This is a genomic window from Kitasatospora sp. NPDC004531, from assembly GCF_053602195.1.
This window is the reverse complement of the sequence record NZ_JBSGDD010000030.1, coordinates 22,435-37,080: the sequence shown is the minus strand read 5'-3', so window position 1 is coordinate 37,080 and position 14,646 is coordinate 22,435. Positions and strand designations below refer to the sequence as shown.

The following is a 14,646-nucleotide window of genomic DNA, read 5'->3' as shown; positions in this document are numbered from 1 at the left end:
TTCATCGGCCGTTCTCCTCGGCCCGGTCGGCGGCCGTGCGGCGCACCGACTCCAGGCCCTCCAGCAGCCAGGACCGCTCGGTGCCGTCCAACTCCCGCCCCGGGCGGACATGGGCGACGAAGCCCTCCACGACCTCCTGGTCGCTGCGCCCGCTGACCCGCTGCGCGTACGACTGCGCGGCGGCCTGCTCGCCGCCCTCCGGGTCGAACAGCAGCTGCAGGGTGTGCGGGAAGCGCACCCGCAGCCGCTCCATCGGATCGACCGGCCGGACCGGGTCGGTCAAGGTGGCCTGCACCCAGGCGCCCTCGGCCCACTCGTGTTCCTCGGCGGCGAGCAACTCGTCCAGGCGGCCGCGCAGCTGGGCCAGCGGCCGGGGCTGCGGACAGTGCACCCGGGTGGCCTCGACGGCGCCCGCCGCGTCCAGGTCGACCAGCCACATCGACTTGCGGTGGTTCGTCTCGGAGAACGAGTAGGCGAGCGGCGAGCCCGAGTAGCGCAGGTGCGGGGCGAGGGTCTGGCAGCCGTGCAGGTGCCCGAGCGCCACGTAGTGCACGCCGTCGAACACCCCGGCCGGCACCGACTGCACGCCGCCCACCGCGATGTCCCGCTCGCTGTCGCTCGGCTCGCCGCCCGTCACGAACGCATGCGCCAGCACCACGGCCCGGGTGCCCGCCGGCCGCTCGGCGAGGTCGGCCCGGACGGCGTCCATCGCCGCCGCCAGCACCTGCTCGTGCCCGCCCTTCGCCAGCCCCAGCCGCTCCCGCACCAACGCGGGCTCCAGGTACGGCAGCCCGTACACCGCGACCGGGCCGTCCGGGTCGTCCAGCAGCACCGGAACGGCGAGCGCGCCCGGGTCGGTGCGCAGATGGATGCCGGCCCGCTCGATCAGGCGGGAGGCGACGCCGAGCCGGCGCGCCGAATCGTGGTTGCCGCTGATGAAGACGGTGTCGATGCCCGCCTCGGCCAGCCGCCACAGCACGTCGTCGAACAGCGCGACGGCCTCCAGACCGGGCAGCGCGCGGTCGTACACGTCGCCCGCGACCAGCACGGCCTGCACCCGCTCGGCGACGGCCGTCGCCACCAGGTGGTCGAGGAACGCGCGCTGCGCCTCGTGCAGGTTCTCGCGGTGGAACGAACGGCCCAGGTGCCAGTCCGAGGTGTGCAGCAGCCTCACGCCGAAGCTCCCCGCAGCATGTCCGTCACTCCCCGTCGCTCTCATGGTGGTCCGACCGGTACCGAGTATCACAGGTACGGGTGACAGGCGGGGGCGGGAGAGACGGGAGGGGCGGCCGGGGCAGGCCCGGGGCAGGCGAAACGCTGAGCCGGGTGGCGGTCGGGACTGTTCATCGGTCGGGTGTTCGGGGAAGATCATCAGTGGCGACGGCGGCCGCCCGGAGTACGGAAGGAGTGGCATGGGCATCGAGTACAGCCCGGAGATCTCCGACCTGCTCGGGCGGGTGCGGCGGCGGCCGAACGCGGGCTGGCCGTGGCACCCGGGGGTCGCGGTGCCGCCGGGGCTGCCGGTGAAGCAGTCCTGGGGCTGGCTGTTCGCCCCCGACGGCCGGGTGCTCACGCTGGTCAACCCGCGCGACGGCGTGGTGAGCCTGCCCGGCGGCTCGCTGGAGGCGGAGGACGCGGGCGACCCCGGTGCCGCGCTGGCCCGCGAGGCGGGCGAGGAGGCGCAGGCGCTGATCGGCCCGCCGGTCTACCTCGGCTACCTGTACGACCGGGTCGGCTCGGCGAACGGCGGCCACGAGTGCGCCCGGGTCCGGATGGCCGCGGCGCTGCGCGGCGTCGGCCCGTCCGCGCCCGACCCTGCCTCCGGCCGCCACTACCGGCGACTGCTGGTCGCCCCCGGCCTGGCCGTCGAACTCCTCGGCTGGGGCACCGCCGGCCTGCACCAGGCCCGCGCGGCGGTGTCGGCGGCGGTCGCCCTGCTCGGGGTGCCGGCCGCCGCCAACGAGACGATCGAGGAACTCCCGCCCGCCGGCTGCCGGTTGAGCTGAGCCGAGCTGCGCTGCGCTGTACTGAGTCGAGCCGTGTTGTGCCGTGCTGCGCCGAGCCGTGCTGAGCTGTGCTGAGTCGAGCCGTACTGCGCCGTGCCGAGCTGCGCCGTGCTGCGCTGCGCTGTGCTGAGCCGAGCCGAGCCGTGTTGTGCCGTGCTACGCCGAGCCGTACTGCGCCGTGCCGAGCTGCGCTGAGCCGTGTTGGGTCGTGCCGAGCTGCGCCGTGCCGAGCTGCGCCGTGCTGCGCTGAGCCGTGTTGGGTCGTGCCGTGCTGTGCCGAGCTGCACTGCGCTGAGTCGAGCCGTGCTGGGCCGAGCTGCGCTGTGTTGGGTCGTGCCGAGCCGAGCTGCGCCGTGCTGCGCTGTGTTGGGTCGTGCCGAGCTGAGCTGCGCCGAGCTGAGCTGCGCCGAGCCGAGCCGTGCTGGGCCGAGCTGCGCTGTGCTGTGCTGTGCTGGGTCGTGCCGAGCTGAGCTGCGCCGTGCTGCGCCGCGTTGGGTCGTGCCGAGCTGAGCTGCGCCGAGCTGTGCTGTGCCGTGCTGAGTCGAGCCGAGCTGCGCCGTGCTGGGCCCGTGAGGTCCGCGGCCGGACGGTGTCGGTGGTGGGGCACCGGCCGGCGATAATCCCATCGGGACGCCCGTCCGACCGGACGGTCTCATGATCGGTGCGACAGCGGCTTCAGCCGTCGATGGCTCCGACGGCCACCAGGGCGAGGAACGTGGCCGCCGAGCCGGCGGCCGCCGCCAGGAGCGCCAGGAGGCAGGAGACGTAGACGTTCCCCGCCTGGTGTCCGTGAATGAGCACGCGGGACGGCTTGCGGGGGTCGTAGGCGATCTCGAACGTCCCGCTGTCGAACTGCACGTCGGTGTGCCGGTCGGTTCCGGTCTGCTGCCGGCCCTCGGCGTCGACGAACCCGTACACGGCGTGGCGCATACGGCGGCCCCGGCCCCCGTAGGTGGTCCGCACGTGCTGGACGGTGGCCATCACCGGGATCCCACGCCGCCACAGCACCCAGCGCAGCCGCAGGTAGGGCAGACCCGAACCGTCGCAGGCAGCGGCGACGACGATCAGGAGCGGGAGTGCGGGGAGCCAGGGCAGGGCGTTGCCGTGACCGCGGCCGATGCCGAGAAGGATCACGATCAGCATCCCCACGGCCCAGATGCCGAACGCCACCACGGCCGCACGAAGGAAGGATCCGGCGCCGGTCCAGGCGTCCGCCGCCCGCGACAGCTGCCTCCGCGCCCAGCGGGACGGCTCCACCGGGACCGATTCCACGCGTCCTGGCCGGTCCACCCCCGGCAAGCTCGCTGAGACGGCACGCGCGAAGGCCTGGGCGGCCCCGACCTTGCGCCGGCGGATCACGAAGCCCCCCACCGGCCCGCTGCCCGCCACGAGCCGAATCCGCACCGTGCCCGTCCCGTCGGCGTCGGCCTCGACACCCTCGATGGCGGTGAGCGGTATGCGGTGGTGCGCCTCCCGCTCCTCCACCACCACCAGGCCGTCGACGAACCGCGCGACCGTGCCACCGCCGCGCAGGACCACCGACGGCACACCGGACGGCGAAGACTTGGAGATCATCCCGGCAGGATAGGGGCGCTCCCGGCTCCGCGCGAAGCGATCAACTCGGCGGTGGCGGACCGGTCTTCGGGAACGATCGGCACGGTGATCCGATTCGGCGCGGGGGGTGCTTGGTGGGCTTACTGTGTCAACTGATTTCTGTACCGACCGAGTTGGCGAATTGGTCGATACCATCCGCGATATGACGAGCATTCAGGAACTCGACGCCCGCGCACTGAAGGTCACCGAGGCCGTCGTCGGCCGGGTCGACCCGGACCGTCTCGATCTGCCAACACCCTGCGGGAAGTGGACACTTGGCGAGCTGCTGGCGCACATGACCGGGCAGAACCACGGTTTCGCCGTCGCGGCGGGCGGCGAGCTGCACGGGGTGGAGGTCTGGCGGGACCGCCCGGTGGGCGGCGATCCGGCGGGGGCGTTCGCGCGGTCGGCGGCCGAGGTGGTCGCCGCGTTCGCCAAACCGGGCCTGCTGGAGCGGGAGTTGTGGCTGCCGGAGGTGCGCGGCGGGCAGTGGTTCGCGGGGGCGGTGGCGGTCGGCTTCCACCTGGTGGACTACGTGGTGCACGGCTGGGACGTGGCCGCCTCGATCGGGGTCGGCGTCGAGTTCGACCCGGAGGTGCTGGCGGCCGCGCTGGCGGTGGCCGAGCAGGTGCCGACGGGGGACGTCCGCGAGCGGGCGGGGGCCGCGTTCGCGCCCGCGCTGGACGTTCCGGCGGGCGCCGAGGTGCTCGACCGGATCCTGCTGCTGCTCGGCCGCGACCCGAACTGGTCGGCCGGCTGACCCCCCCCGGGCGGTCGCTGGGCGGTACCGGCCGTCCGCAATACGGTACTTGGCGCCCTCGCGCCGGGCGCGCGGCGTGCCCGGCGGGAGGGCGTTTCGTCTGCTTCGCGCCGTTCGGGCGCCACGACCGCCGCTGTGGGGCGGGTGTGACGGGAGTGGTGCGTGAGCACAGCGCGTCACGCCCCCGTCGCGCTCGGAAACGGGGCGAAAGTTGACGGAGTGTCAGGTGAAAAATCGGGCCACCGGACGTTCGGGCGAGGTTTTCCGGGATCTTCGCAGCCCAGGTCAGGGGCGGGTCTCCGCGCGTAGCGAGAACGCGGGTGACGTTTGGATGAGAGTTCGTCAAATTCTTTGGCATGACCGCTTCCCCCGAAGGCTACTGGCTGGTATCTCTGTGTGGCCTGCGTCACCCAATGGAGGAAAGATGACTCGCGTCCGTGCCATTTCCGTCGCTCTCACCGCGGCGGCCCTGTCCATCACCACCCTCGCCGCCGCCACTCAGGCGAGCGCGGCCGGCGTCAACTACGTGGCCCTCGGCGACTCGTACTCGGCCGGCGTCGGCTCCGGCAGCTACACCAGCGAGAGCGGCAGCTGCAGCCGCAGCACCAACGCCTACCCGAACCTGTGGAAGAACGCGCACGCGCCGACCTCGTTCAAGTTCGTCGCCTGCTCCGGCGCCACCACCAACGACGTGCTCGCCAACCAGATCTCGTCGCTCAGCTCCTCGACCACGCTGGTCTCGATCACCATCGGCGGCAACGACGCGGGCTTCGCCTCGACCATGCAGACCTGCGTGCTGAACAGCGAGAGCTCCTGTCTGAGCGCGGTGAACACGGCCAAGAGCTACGCCACCAACACGCTGCCGGGCAAGCTGTCCAACCTGTACGCGCAGATGAAGGCCAAGGCGCCGAACGCCAAGTTCGTGGTGCTCGGCTACCCGCACCTGTACCAGGTGCCGGGCAACTGCATCGTCGGCATCTCGGACACCAAGCGGACCGCGATCAACAGCGCCGCGGACACCCTGGACTCGGTGATCTCCAAGCAGGCGGCGGCGGCCGGCTTCACCTTCAAGGACGTCCGGTCGATCTTCTCCACCCACGAGATCTGCGGTTCCTCGTCGCAGTGGCTGAACAGCACCACGCTGCCGATCAGCGACAGCTACCACCCGAACTCCTCGGGCCAGGCCTACGGCTACCTGCCGTCGTTCTCCGCGGGAGTCTGATCCGCCCGGTCGCGGCACCTGCGTGGCCGGTGAACGAGACCGGTGTCCGGGCCCATGGGAGGGGCCCGGACACCGGGGTTCGTGAGTCGCCACGCAGTGACGATACGTCAGCTTATTTCGGCGGCGGCGCTCACCGCAGGTAGTCGGTGAGCGCCGCCGGCGTCAGGCCGGCCTCGCGGGCCGCGTCCAGGGCGCGCTGCAGGTCGCTCGCCAGGGTGTCGGTGAAGTGCAGGATGATCACGTCGCCGGGCTGCAGCGGGCCGCCGTGGTAGACGTTCGCGGCGCCGGAGGTGAAGTCGGCGGTCGCGGTCAGCAGGTACTTGATGCCGCAGTTCGCGGCGGCCTGCTGGGTGTTGGCGTCGAAGGTGAAGTACGGCGGCCGCAGGACGGTCGGCGTGCTGCCGTAGCGGGCGGTGATCGCGTCGCGGGCGTCGCAGATCTCGGCCTGCTGCTCGGCCGGGGACAGCGTGGTCAGGTCGCGGTGCGAGACGCTGTGGTTCTGGATCGAGGACCCGGGCGCGGCGGTGATCCGGCGGAAGTAGTCCGGTTCGAAGCCCTCCGGCATCGGCAGCGGGAACGCGGTGACCGGGAGCTTGCGGTCGGCGATCAGCTGCGCGGCCTCGGGGGTGCGGAACCAGCCGTCGTCGATGGTCAGGAAGACCGCCTTGTCGGAGGTCGGCGCGTTCCAGGTGGCGTACGCGGGCGCGGGGACGTCGCCGGTGACGCTGACGTCGTCCACCGCGATCGGGCCCTGGCCGTACCAGCCGTGCACGTACAGCTCGACGGAGCTGGTGGCGGCGCCGGTGGTGAAGGTGGTGGACAGCTGCCGCCAGCCGTCGCCGGTGGACGCCGTCCAGGCCGGCGGGACGTCGTGGCCGGTGCCGGTGGCGCCCAGGAAGGCGTACGAGCCGTGCACCCAGGCCCGGTACGTGTAAGTGGTATTGGGGCGCACCGCGAGGGTCTGCACGCACTGGCCGGTGGAGTCGGCGGAGGCCGGGGTGACGGCCAGCGCGGAGCCGCCGGTGCGGGCCGCGGCGGTGACGGCGCCCTCGCCCGGGGCGCAGCGCCAGCCGGGGATCGAGCCCCAGTCGGCGAGCGGCAGGGTCGGGATCTCGAAGCCGGGGTTGGTCGCGAGGTTGACCGCGGCGGCGGGCGCGGGGGCGTCGGCGTGGGCGGCCGGGGCGGTGCCGAGGGCGGCCAGCACGGTGGCGGCGGCAGCGGCCGCGAGACGGCGACGGACGGAACTGAGCACGGGTCAACTCCACGGTGGGGGAAGGAGAAGGCGTGACTCCCGGAGGGGGCGGGGGTCGGTCCGGCTCTGCCGCACCAGGCCGGTTGCACACAATGGACTGGACCAATCCCGGCGGTCAAGGGGGAGTGGTCGCAGATCGGTCAGCCGCTGTACAGCTCCTCGATGTCCTGCGCGTAGCGCTCCGCCACCGCGGCCCGCCGGATCTTCAGCGAGGGCGTCAACAGGCCGTCGTCCAGGGTGAATTCGCGCGGCAGCAGGCGGAACGCGCGGATCGACTCGGCGCGCGAGACGGTGGTGTTGGCGGCGGCGACGGCCCGCTGCACCTCCTGGTGCAGTTCGGGGTCGGCGAGCGTGCGCCCGACGTCCGACTGCGGCCGCCCGCGGGCCTTGAGCCAGTGCGCGAGGGCCACCGGGTCCAGGGTGATCAGCGCGGCCAGGTACGGCCGATTGTCGCCCACCACCAGGCACTGGGCGATCAGCGGATGCGTCCGGACGCGCTCCTCCAGGATCGCGGGGGCCAGGTTCTTGCCGCTGGAGGTGACGATCACCTCCTTCTTGCGGCCGGTCAGCGTCAGGTAGCCGTCCTCGTCCAGCGAGCCGAGGTCGCCGGTGGCCAGCCAGTCGCGGTACAGCACCTCCTGGGAGCAGCGCGGGTGGTTGAGGTAGCCGGAGAACACGCCGGGGCCGCGCACCCACACCTCGCCGTCCTCGGCGATCGCCACCGACGCGCCCGGCACCGGGCGGCCGACGGTGCCGAACTTGGGCCGGTCCGGCGGATTGGCGGTGATCGCGGCGGAGGTCTCGGTCAGCCCGTAGCCCTCGTACACCGTCATGCCCGCGCCCGCGAAGAACAGCGCCAACTCCCGTCCCAGCATGGACCCGCCGGACATCACCGCCCGCACCCGGCCGCCGAGCACCGCCCGCACCCGCTGGTACACCAGCCGCTCGTACGCGGCGTGCCGCAGCCGCAGCGCGGGGGACGGGCCGGGGCCGGTGCGGTGCGCCCGGCGCTCCCAGGCAGTCGCCCACTCGATCGCCACCTGCTCGGCCTGCAGGAACGCCTCCAGCCGGCCGGACGCCTCGGCGGCCTCCCGGGCCCGGCGGTGGATCTTCTCGAAGATGTACGGCACCGCGTGCAGGAAGGTCGGCCGGAACGCGGCCAGGGCCGGCAGCAGGCTGTCCGCCGACAGCTTGGCGTGGTGGCCGATCCGGATGCCGCCGCGCACCGCCGCGACCTGGGTGAGCCGCCCGTACACGTGCGCCAGCGGCAGGAACAGCAAGGTGGCGGGCTGGTCGCCGCGGGTGTCGCCGAACACCTCCGCCCAGCCCTCCAGCACCGCGTCCGCCACCGACGCGAAGTTGCCGTGGGTCAGCAGGCAGCCCTTCGGGCGGCCGGTGGTGCCGGAGGTGTAGATGACGCTGGCGAGCGAATCCGGTGTGACGCCGACCCGTTGACGGTGCACCAGGGCGTCCGGCACGCCCAGGCCGTCCGCCGTCAGCTGCTCCACGCAGCCCCGGTCCAGCTGCCAGATGCCGGTCAGCGCCGGCAGCGCGTCGCAGACCGCGCCGACCGTCATCGCCTGGTCCTCGTCCTCGACCACGCAGGCCACCGCCGAGGTCTCGGCCAGGATCCAGCGCACCTGGTCGGCCGCCGCCGTCGGGTACACCGGCACCGGGATCGCGCCGATCGACCAGAGCGCGTAGTCGAACAGGGTCCACTCGTAACGGGTGTTGGACATCACCGCGACCCGGTCGCCGTAGCGCACCCCCCGGGTGAGCAGGCCCCGGGCCAGGCCCAGCACCTCGTCGCGGAACCGGGCGGCCGTCACCGGCTGCCAGGCGCCGTCCGCCCAGCGGGACAACTGCACCAGCCGCGGCTCGCGCTCGGCCCGGTCGAACACCGAGTCGGCCAGCCCGCCGGTCACCGCCGGGCCGCCGCCGAGCGCGGGGCTGCTGAACTCTCGCACGGTGACCCCCGTTCCGCCGCTCCCGCCCCCGCTCGCCCGGCCCGCACCGCTCGCACGGTTCGCGCCGGCGGAGGGCGGCACCGGCGAAGCTACCCGATCGTGGCGGCGCTGCCCAGGGTCACCGGCCGACGACACCCGGCACCGGCGGCAGTGCCGCAGGTCGGGGCAGTGCACGCCCCCGGCCAGAAATTAAAGGACGATCCGGACAACACACGATCACAATGCAAATTCACCCTACGAACGGGTGGTCAGAAGGTAGTAGGCTCGCGGCTCTCGTACTCCTCAGAGTCCCCATGCACACCCCTCCGTACCCACCCCGCCCCCGGTTGCTCGTGCCCGGCGACCAGCCCGACCGAGGACCCCCAGAGGAACCACATGCGCCTGCGCCGCAACTCGATCCGCGCGAGGATCATCGCGCTGCTCCTGGTGCCCATCGCGGCACTCAGCGGCCTGTGGGGCTACTCCACCCTCATCACCACCGGCGACGTCTGGAACCAACTCGACCTCAGCGCCACCTACAAGGCCTTCGGCGGCCCCGCCGACCAGTACGCCGAAGACCTCCGCGTCGAACGCGGAGCAGCCGCGCTGCGCCTCGCCGACCCCGCCGACAAGGCCCACGCCGACGCCTACCTGAAGGCCCAGGCCGTCACCGACCGCGACCTCCAGCTGCTGCGCTACCAGAGCACCAGCCGCGACGCCGGCCAGCTCGACGACGACCAGCGCGCCCGCATCCAGGACGTCATCACCGCCGGCGACCAACTCGCCGCCATCCGCAGCCAGATCGGCCAGCAGCGCACCTCCTGGGACGGCGCGATCGAGGACTACAGCGCGCTGATCAGCCCGGTCTTCGCCTTCCGGTCCTCCTTCGTCTCCAAGGAGAGCGGCGCACTGCCCCGCCAGGGCACCGTGCTGGTCGAACTCACCCGGGCCACCGACTACCTGGCCCAGGAGATCGCCGCCATGCGCGCCCTGCGGGCCGGCACCACCGCGGCCGCCGCCGACGCCCACAAGCAGCAGGTCGCGCTGGACGCCATGCACGCCCAGCAGACCCTGTTCCGGGTCTACGTCGCCGAACTCGACCCGCAGGACGAGAAGGACTACACCGAAGTCCGCGGCACCCCCGCCTGGAACGCCCTCACCAACGCCGAAGCCGGCTTCGACGACTCCTCCGACCGCTCCCTGTTCGCCCACGGCGGCCAGACCGACGCCTGGGGCGACAACGCCGACCGGGTGCTCGCCGACATCGCCGTCATCAACACCCGGCTGGTCGACAAGCTCGGCGAACAGGCCCACGCCTACGCCATCAACGCCGTCATGCGCGGCGCCGTCGCCGGCCTCATCGGCCTGCTCGCCGTGGTGCTGTCCATCGTCGTCTCCTACCGCATCGGCCGCCGACTGGTCCGCGAGCTCGTCGGCCTGCGCAACGCCGCCGCCGACCTGTCCGCCACCCGCCTGCCCTCCGTGATGCTCCGGCTGCGCCACGGCGAAGCCGTCGACGTGGCCGCCGAAGTCCCCCAACTGGAGTTCGGCGCGGGCGAGATCGGCCAGGTCGGCCGCGCCTTCAACGAGGTGCAGCGGGTGGCCGTCGAAGCCGCCGTCGAGCAGGCCGAACTGCGCCGCGGCGTCTCCGCCGTCTTCGTCAACCTCGCCCGCCGCTCCCAGGTGCTGCTGCACCGCCAGCTCACCCTGCTGGACACCATGGAGCGCCGCACCGAGAACCCCCGCGAACTCGAGGACCTGTTCCGCCTCGACCACCTCACCACCCGCATGCGCCGCCACGCCGAGGGCCTGATCATCCTCTCCGGCGGCTCACCCGGCCGCGCCTGGCGCAAGCCGGTGCGGATGGTCGACGTGGTGCGCGCCGCCGTCGGCGAGGTCGAGGACTACGCCCGGGTCATCGTCCGGCCCTTCCCCGGCACCGGACTGCTCGGCGCCGCCGTCGCCGACGTCACCCACCTGATCGCCGAACTCGTCGAGAACGCCACGGTGTTCTCGCCCCCGCAGACCCAAGTCACCGTCCAGGGCGAGGTGGTGGCGCACGGCTTCTGCCTGGAGATCGACGACCGCGGCCTCGGCCTGAACGAGCAGCACCTCGCCGAGATCAACCAACGGCTCGACGTGGAGCAGGAGTTCGACCTCGCCGACACCGACCGGCTGGGCCTGTTCGTGGTCTCCCGGCTGGCCCGCCGACACGGCATCCGGGTGCACCTGCGGCCCTCGCCGTACGGCGGCACCTCCGCCGTCGTGCTGATCCCGCGCGAACTGCTCGCCGAGCCCGGCGACATGGCGCCCGAGGGCGGCTCCTCCGCCCGGCCCGCCGACGACCCCACCCACCGGCGGGCCGCCGGGGGCGCCGAGCCCGGGCGGGCGCACGCCGCGCCCGACAAGGTGCTCGGCGGGCCGCGACCGTCCGCCGCCGACCCGTCCGCGCGGCCCGGCGGGCTGCCGCGACGGCGAACTCCCGCGCAGGCGGCGGCCGGTGCGTCCGGCACCGGGCGGCACCGGCGCACCGAGGACGCCGGGACGGTCGACGGGAGGGCGGCGGGCGCCGCCGTGCCCGCGGCGGGGAGGCCCGCGCCGGTGCGGCCCGCTCTCGCCAAGCCCGCCCTCGCGAAGCCCGCTGCGGGCAAGCCTGTCGCCGCCGCCGTGCCCGCGCCGCCGAGCGCGGACGGGGCCGGGAACGGGCCCGTCACGCCGCTGACGCCGGTGGCCGGCGGGCTGCTGCCGCGCCGGGTCCGGCAGGCCAGCCTCGCGCCCCAACTGCGGGCCGGGGCAAGCCCGGAGAACACCGAGCCGGCCCGCGAGCGAAGCCCCGAGGAGGCCCGCTCCGCGTTCGCCTCGTTCCAGCGCGGCTTCGCCCGGGGACGCGGCGACCGACTGCAGCCCGCCTCGCTGACCGTCGTCCGCTCCGAGCCCGACGGCGACGCCGCCGACGGCTCCTCGTCGTCCGCGCCCGCCCGGCCCGGCGCGCCGCTCGCGCCGCCGTCCGGCCGCCCGCCCCGGCTGCGGGTCGCGCTGCCCTCCGCGCCGGTGCCGCCCGCGCTGCCCGCCGCCCCCGCCCGTTCCGTCCCCCCGGCGCACCAGCCGCCGGACGCACCGCCCGCACCAGCAGAAGGAACCGAATCATGACCGCAACAACACCGCCGTCCGGGGAACTCGACTGGCTCCTCAACGACCTGGTCGGCCGCGTCGCGACCCTTCGGCACGCGGTGATCCTGTCCAGCGACGGCCTGGCCACCGGCGTCTCCAGCGGCCTCGGCCGGGAGGACGCCGAGCACCTGGCCGCCGTCGCCGCCGGCTTCCACAGCCTCGCCAAGGGCGCCGGACGGCACTTCCAGGTCGGCGGCGTCCGGCAGACCATGGTCGAACTCGACGACGCCTTCCTGTTCATCACCGCGGCCGGCGACGGCAGCTGCCTGGCCGTGCTCAGCGACGCCGAATCCGATGTGGGCCAAATCGCCTACGAGATGGCACTGTTGGTGAAGCGCGTCGGCGAGCACCTGGCCGCCGAGCCGAGGACCGAGACCACTCCGCCCGGGAGATGACCGAACGATGAGCGAGCCCGAGCCGACCGAGCCGACCGAGGCCACCGCCCCGGACGGCCTCAGCGGTGAGTTCGCGGACGAAACGTCGACCGACGACCCGTCGGTCGACCTGTTCGCGCCCCGCACGCCGGTGGACGACCGCTGGTTCGACGACGAGGCCGGGCCGATGGTCCGGCTGTTCGCGATGACCAGAGGCCGCGCCCGCCCGGTCGACGACGGCCTGTTCGACCTGATCTCCCTGGTCACCGCCGCCGGGCCGGCCCTCGGCCCCGGCGGCGTCCCCGCCGACCTGCCGTTCGGCCCCGAGCACCACGCGATCCTCCAGCTCTGCTGCGAAGAACCGCTCAGCGTCGCCGAGTTGGGCTCCTACACCGACCTGCCGGTCAGTGTGGTGCGGGTGCTGCTCGGCGACCTCCACGACGCCGACCTGATCGCCGTCACCCGACCCTTCCAGCTCGCCCAGCAACCGGACGAGCGCCTGCTGCGAGACGTGATCAATGGCCTCCGTGCACTCTGACGTACCGTCGAACCCCGCCAACCGCAAGGCCCCCTGGGTCTCCAACGCGGTCAAGATCCTGATCGCCGGCGGCTTCGGCGCGGGCAAGACCACCCTGGTCGGGGCCGTCAGCGAGATCCGGCCGCTGCGCACCGAGGAGTCGCTCAGCGAACTCGGCCGCCCGATCGACGACACCGCGGGCGTCGAGTCCAAGCGCACCACCACGGTCGCCATGGACTTCGGCCGGATCGACCTCAAGCCCGGCCTCGCCCTGTACCTGTTCGGCACCCCCGGACAGGACCGCTTCTGGTTCGTCTGGGACGAGCTCGCGCGCGGCACCCTGGGCGCCGTGGTGCTCGCCGACACCCGCCGGCTCGCCGACTCCTTCCCGTCGGTCGACTACTTCGAGCAGCGCGACATCCCGTTCGTGGTCGCCGTCAACTGCTTCGAGGGCACCGAGGTCTACGCGCCCGAGGACGTCCGCGCCGCTCTCGACCTGCCCGCGAGCGTGCCCGTGCTGCTGTGCGACGCGCGGCGCCGCGAGGACGGCAAGGAGCTGCTGATCCGGCTGGTCGAGCACGCTGCCTCCCGGGCCGGTGTGCTGCTGTAGTTCCGCTTGGCGTCTTCGCAGGTCAGGGCCTTGCCGTCCACCTGGTGGGACAAATCTGTCTCGACCTGCGAGCGGGTGGGTGCAGTGGGTTGCCTTCCGGGCACTTGGCGTGGAAGTCTCGTACTCGTGCCCGCCGTCCGTCGCGGGCTCCACAGACCGGGGAGGGGACGCGAGATGGCCGCAGCCGTGCGCGTCGTCGCCCTCCCCGTGCTGCCGGCGCTGACCGTGCGGCGGTACATCGACCACGGCTCGATATTCAGCGCCTGCTGTCGCTGACGCACCGTCACCACCCTTGCACCTGAGGCATGGTGACGGTTTTCGCGTCCCCGCCTCGTTACACCGCCGCGCCTTGGAGAGCCGTCCGTGCGTCCTCGCACCCTCCTGGAACCCTTCTGGCCCTCGCGCCAGGCCCACCACTTCGACCAGACCTGTCGACGCGTGTCCCGCGTCTCCCGCCCGCCACGCTGACCCGACAGGCCAGCACCCGGCGCGCCGGAAGCGCAGACGACGACCACCCACCGACCGTCACGCGCGAAAGAGCCCTCGAATGTCCTACGCCGCCACCGCGACCCCGCACCTGCGAGCGGTCCGCACCCTGCCCCACCACCCCCTCGACGCCGAGCCCCGCCGGGTCGCCGTCCCGACCACCCGGCCCGCGCCCGCCATCGCCCCCGAGAGCCTGCTGGCCGGCCTCCAGGACGGCGCGGCCGTGGTCGCCGCCCTGCCCCAATCGGTGCTGCCCCAGGCCCTGTTGACGCAGCTCGGCGCGCACACCAGCGCCCCGCTGGTCGGCTACCTGGTGCTGGTGCCGGCCGAGAAGGCGGCCCCCGCGCCGGTGCCGGTCCCCGCGCCCGCCCCCGTCGCGGCCCGGCCGTTCACCCGGCCCGCCGAGAACGGCATCTCCGTCGACCTCGACCGCCGCAACGCGTACGTCGACGGCGCGCTGCTCGACCTCACCTACCTCGAATTCGAGCTGCTCGCCCACCTCACCGAGCACCCGCACCGCGTGCACACCCGCGACCAACTCGTGCACACCGTCTGGGGATACGGCCACGTCGGCGACGGCCGCACCGTCGACGTCCACGTCGCCCGCCTCCGCCGCAAGCTCGGCGCCGCCTACCGCGACACGATCGTCACGGTGCGGCGCGTCGGCTACAAGTACGCGCCGGTGGCCTGAGGCCGCTGCGCCCCGGGA

The 14,646-nt window shown here is 73.4% G+C and carries 12 protein-coding genes; 8 read left to right on the top strand and 4 right to left on the bottom strand.

The features are described from left to right. Position 1: 1 nt before the first annotated feature. Entirely contained in the window at positions 2 to 1,174 is a 1,173-nt protein-coding gene (locus ACWEMJ_RS15215; protein ID WP_452137493.1) for an exonuclease SbcCD subunit D, read from the bottom strand. A gap of 238 nt (positions 1,175 to 1,412) precedes the next feature. Here ACWEMJ_RS15215 and ACWEMJ_RS15210 point away from each other — a divergent pair, with 238 nt between their 5' ends. Beyond that, on the top strand, positions 1,413 to 2,006 hold the full coding sequence (locus ACWEMJ_RS15210) for a hypothetical protein (protein ID WP_452137492.1): 594 nt from the start codon (positions 1,413 to 1,415) through the stop codon (positions 2,004 to 2,006). A gap of 675 nt (positions 2,007 to 2,681) precedes the next feature. Here the strand turns inward: ACWEMJ_RS15210 and ACWEMJ_RS15205 are convergent. Next, positions 2,682 to 3,581 (bottom strand): hypothetical protein, encoded by a 900-nt coding sequence (locus tag ACWEMJ_RS15205; protein ID WP_452137491.1) that lies wholly within the window; start codon positions 3,579 to 3,581, stop codon positions 2,682 to 2,684. 181 nt (positions 3,582 to 3,762) lie between these two features. Here ACWEMJ_RS15205 and ACWEMJ_RS15200 point away from each other — a divergent pair, with 181 nt between their 5' ends. Further along, a complete protein-coding gene (locus tag ACWEMJ_RS15200) occupies positions 3,763 to 4,359 on the top strand; it encodes a TIGR03086 family metal-binding protein (protein ID WP_452137490.1) in 597 nt (198 codons plus the stop codon). 424 nt (positions 4,360 to 4,783) lie between these two features. Further along, the gene (locus ACWEMJ_RS15195; RefSeq protein WP_452137489.1) at positions 4,784 to 5,581 is read left to right on the top strand and encodes an SGNH/GDSL hydrolase family protein; all 798 of its coding nucleotides are present in this window, start codon (positions 4,784 to 4,786) and stop codon (positions 5,579 to 5,581) included. Positions 5,582 to 5,711: 130 nt separating this feature from the next. On the opposite strand, the gene ACWEMJ_RS15190 is transcribed toward ACWEMJ_RS15195, so the two are convergent. Beyond that, positions 5,712 to 6,833: a polysaccharide deacetylase family protein gene (locus ACWEMJ_RS15190; protein ID WP_452137488.1), complete on the bottom strand. Its 1,122-nt coding sequence runs from the start codon at positions 6,831 to 6,833 to the stop codon at positions 5,712 to 5,714. Positions 6,834 to 6,973: 140 nt separating this feature from the next. Then, on the bottom strand, positions 6,974 to 8,800 hold the full coding sequence (locus ACWEMJ_RS15185; protein WP_452137487.1) for an AMP-dependent synthetase/ligase: 1,827 nt from the start codon (positions 8,798 to 8,800) through the stop codon (positions 6,974 to 6,976). A 375-nt stretch (positions 8,801 to 9,175) separates the two neighbouring features. On the opposite strand from ACWEMJ_RS15185, the gene ACWEMJ_RS15180 reads away from it, so the two are divergent. The 5 genes from ACWEMJ_RS15180 (at position 9,176) to ACWEMJ_RS15160 (ending at position 14,628) form a co-directional block, all read left to right on the top strand. Next, the gene (locus tag ACWEMJ_RS15180) at positions 9,176 to 11,929 is read left to right on the top strand and encodes a nitrate- and nitrite sensing domain-containing protein (protein ID WP_452137486.1); all 2,754 of its coding nucleotides are present in this window, start codon (positions 9,176 to 9,178) and stop codon (positions 11,927 to 11,929) included. Further along, positions 11,926 to 12,345 (top strand): roadblock/LC7 domain-containing protein, encoded by a 420-nt coding sequence (locus ACWEMJ_RS15175; RefSeq protein ID WP_035868175.1) that lies wholly within the window; start codon positions 11,926 to 11,928, stop codon positions 12,343 to 12,345. Before ACWEMJ_RS15180 ends, ACWEMJ_RS15175 begins: the two co-directional genes overlap by 4 nt. 7 nt (positions 12,346 to 12,352) lie before the next feature. Further along, positions 12,353 to 12,862, top strand: a complete 510-nt coding sequence (locus ACWEMJ_RS15170) for a DUF742 domain-containing protein (RefSeq protein WP_452137485.1) — start codon at positions 12,353 to 12,355, stop codon at positions 12,860 to 12,862. Continuing rightward, a complete protein-coding gene (locus ACWEMJ_RS15165) occupies positions 12,843 to 13,451 on the top strand; it encodes a GTP-binding protein (protein WP_452137484.1) in 609 nt (202 codons plus the stop codon). The genes ACWEMJ_RS15170 and ACWEMJ_RS15165 overlap by 20 nt, the downstream gene beginning before the upstream one ends. A gap of 547 nt (positions 13,452 to 13,998) precedes the next feature. Continuing rightward, positions 13,999 to 14,628 carry a winged helix-turn-helix domain-containing protein gene (locus tag ACWEMJ_RS15160; protein WP_452137483.1) on the top strand — a complete coding sequence of 210 codons (630 nt, stop codon included), beginning with the start codon at positions 13,999 to 14,001 and terminating at the stop codon, positions 14,626 to 14,628. The last annotated feature ends 18 nt before the right edge of the window (positions 14,629 to 14,646 follow it).

Excerpts from the sequence above, each read along its gene's own strand:
- ACWEMJ_RS15210 (WP_452137492.1), top strand. The coding sequence starts at position 1,413 with ATGGGCATCGAGTACAGCCCGGAGATCTCCGACCTGCTCGGGCGGGTG.
- ACWEMJ_RS15205 (WP_452137491.1), bottom strand. The coding sequence starts at position 3,581 with ATGATCTCCAAGTCTTCGCCGTCCGGTGTGCCGTCGGTGGTCCTGCGC.
- ACWEMJ_RS15200 (WP_452137490.1), top strand. The coding sequence starts at position 3,763 with ATGACGAGCATTCAGGAACTCGACGCCCGCGCACTGAAGGTCACCGAG.
- ACWEMJ_RS15195 (WP_452137489.1), top strand. The coding sequence starts at position 4,784 with ATGACTCGCGTCCGTGCCATTTCCGTCGCTCTCACCGCGGCGGCCCTG.
- ACWEMJ_RS15180 (WP_452137486.1), top strand. The coding sequence starts at position 9,176 with ATGCGCCTGCGCCGCAACTCGATCCGCGCGAGGATCATCGCGCTGCTC.
- ACWEMJ_RS15175 (WP_035868175.1), top strand. The coding sequence starts at position 11,926 with ATGACCGCAACAACACCGCCGTCCGGGGAACTCGACTGGCTCCTCAAC.
- ACWEMJ_RS15170 (WP_452137485.1), top strand. The coding sequence starts at position 12,353 with ATGAGCGAGCCCGAGCCGACCGAGCCGACCGAGGCCACCGCCCCGGAC.
- ACWEMJ_RS15165 (WP_452137484.1), top strand. The coding sequence starts at position 12,843 with ATGGCCTCCGTGCACTCTGACGTACCGTCGAACCCCGCCAACCGCAAG.
- ACWEMJ_RS15160 (WP_452137483.1), top strand. The coding sequence starts at position 13,999 with ATGTCCTACGCCGCCACCGCGACCCCGCACCTGCGAGCGGTCCGCACC.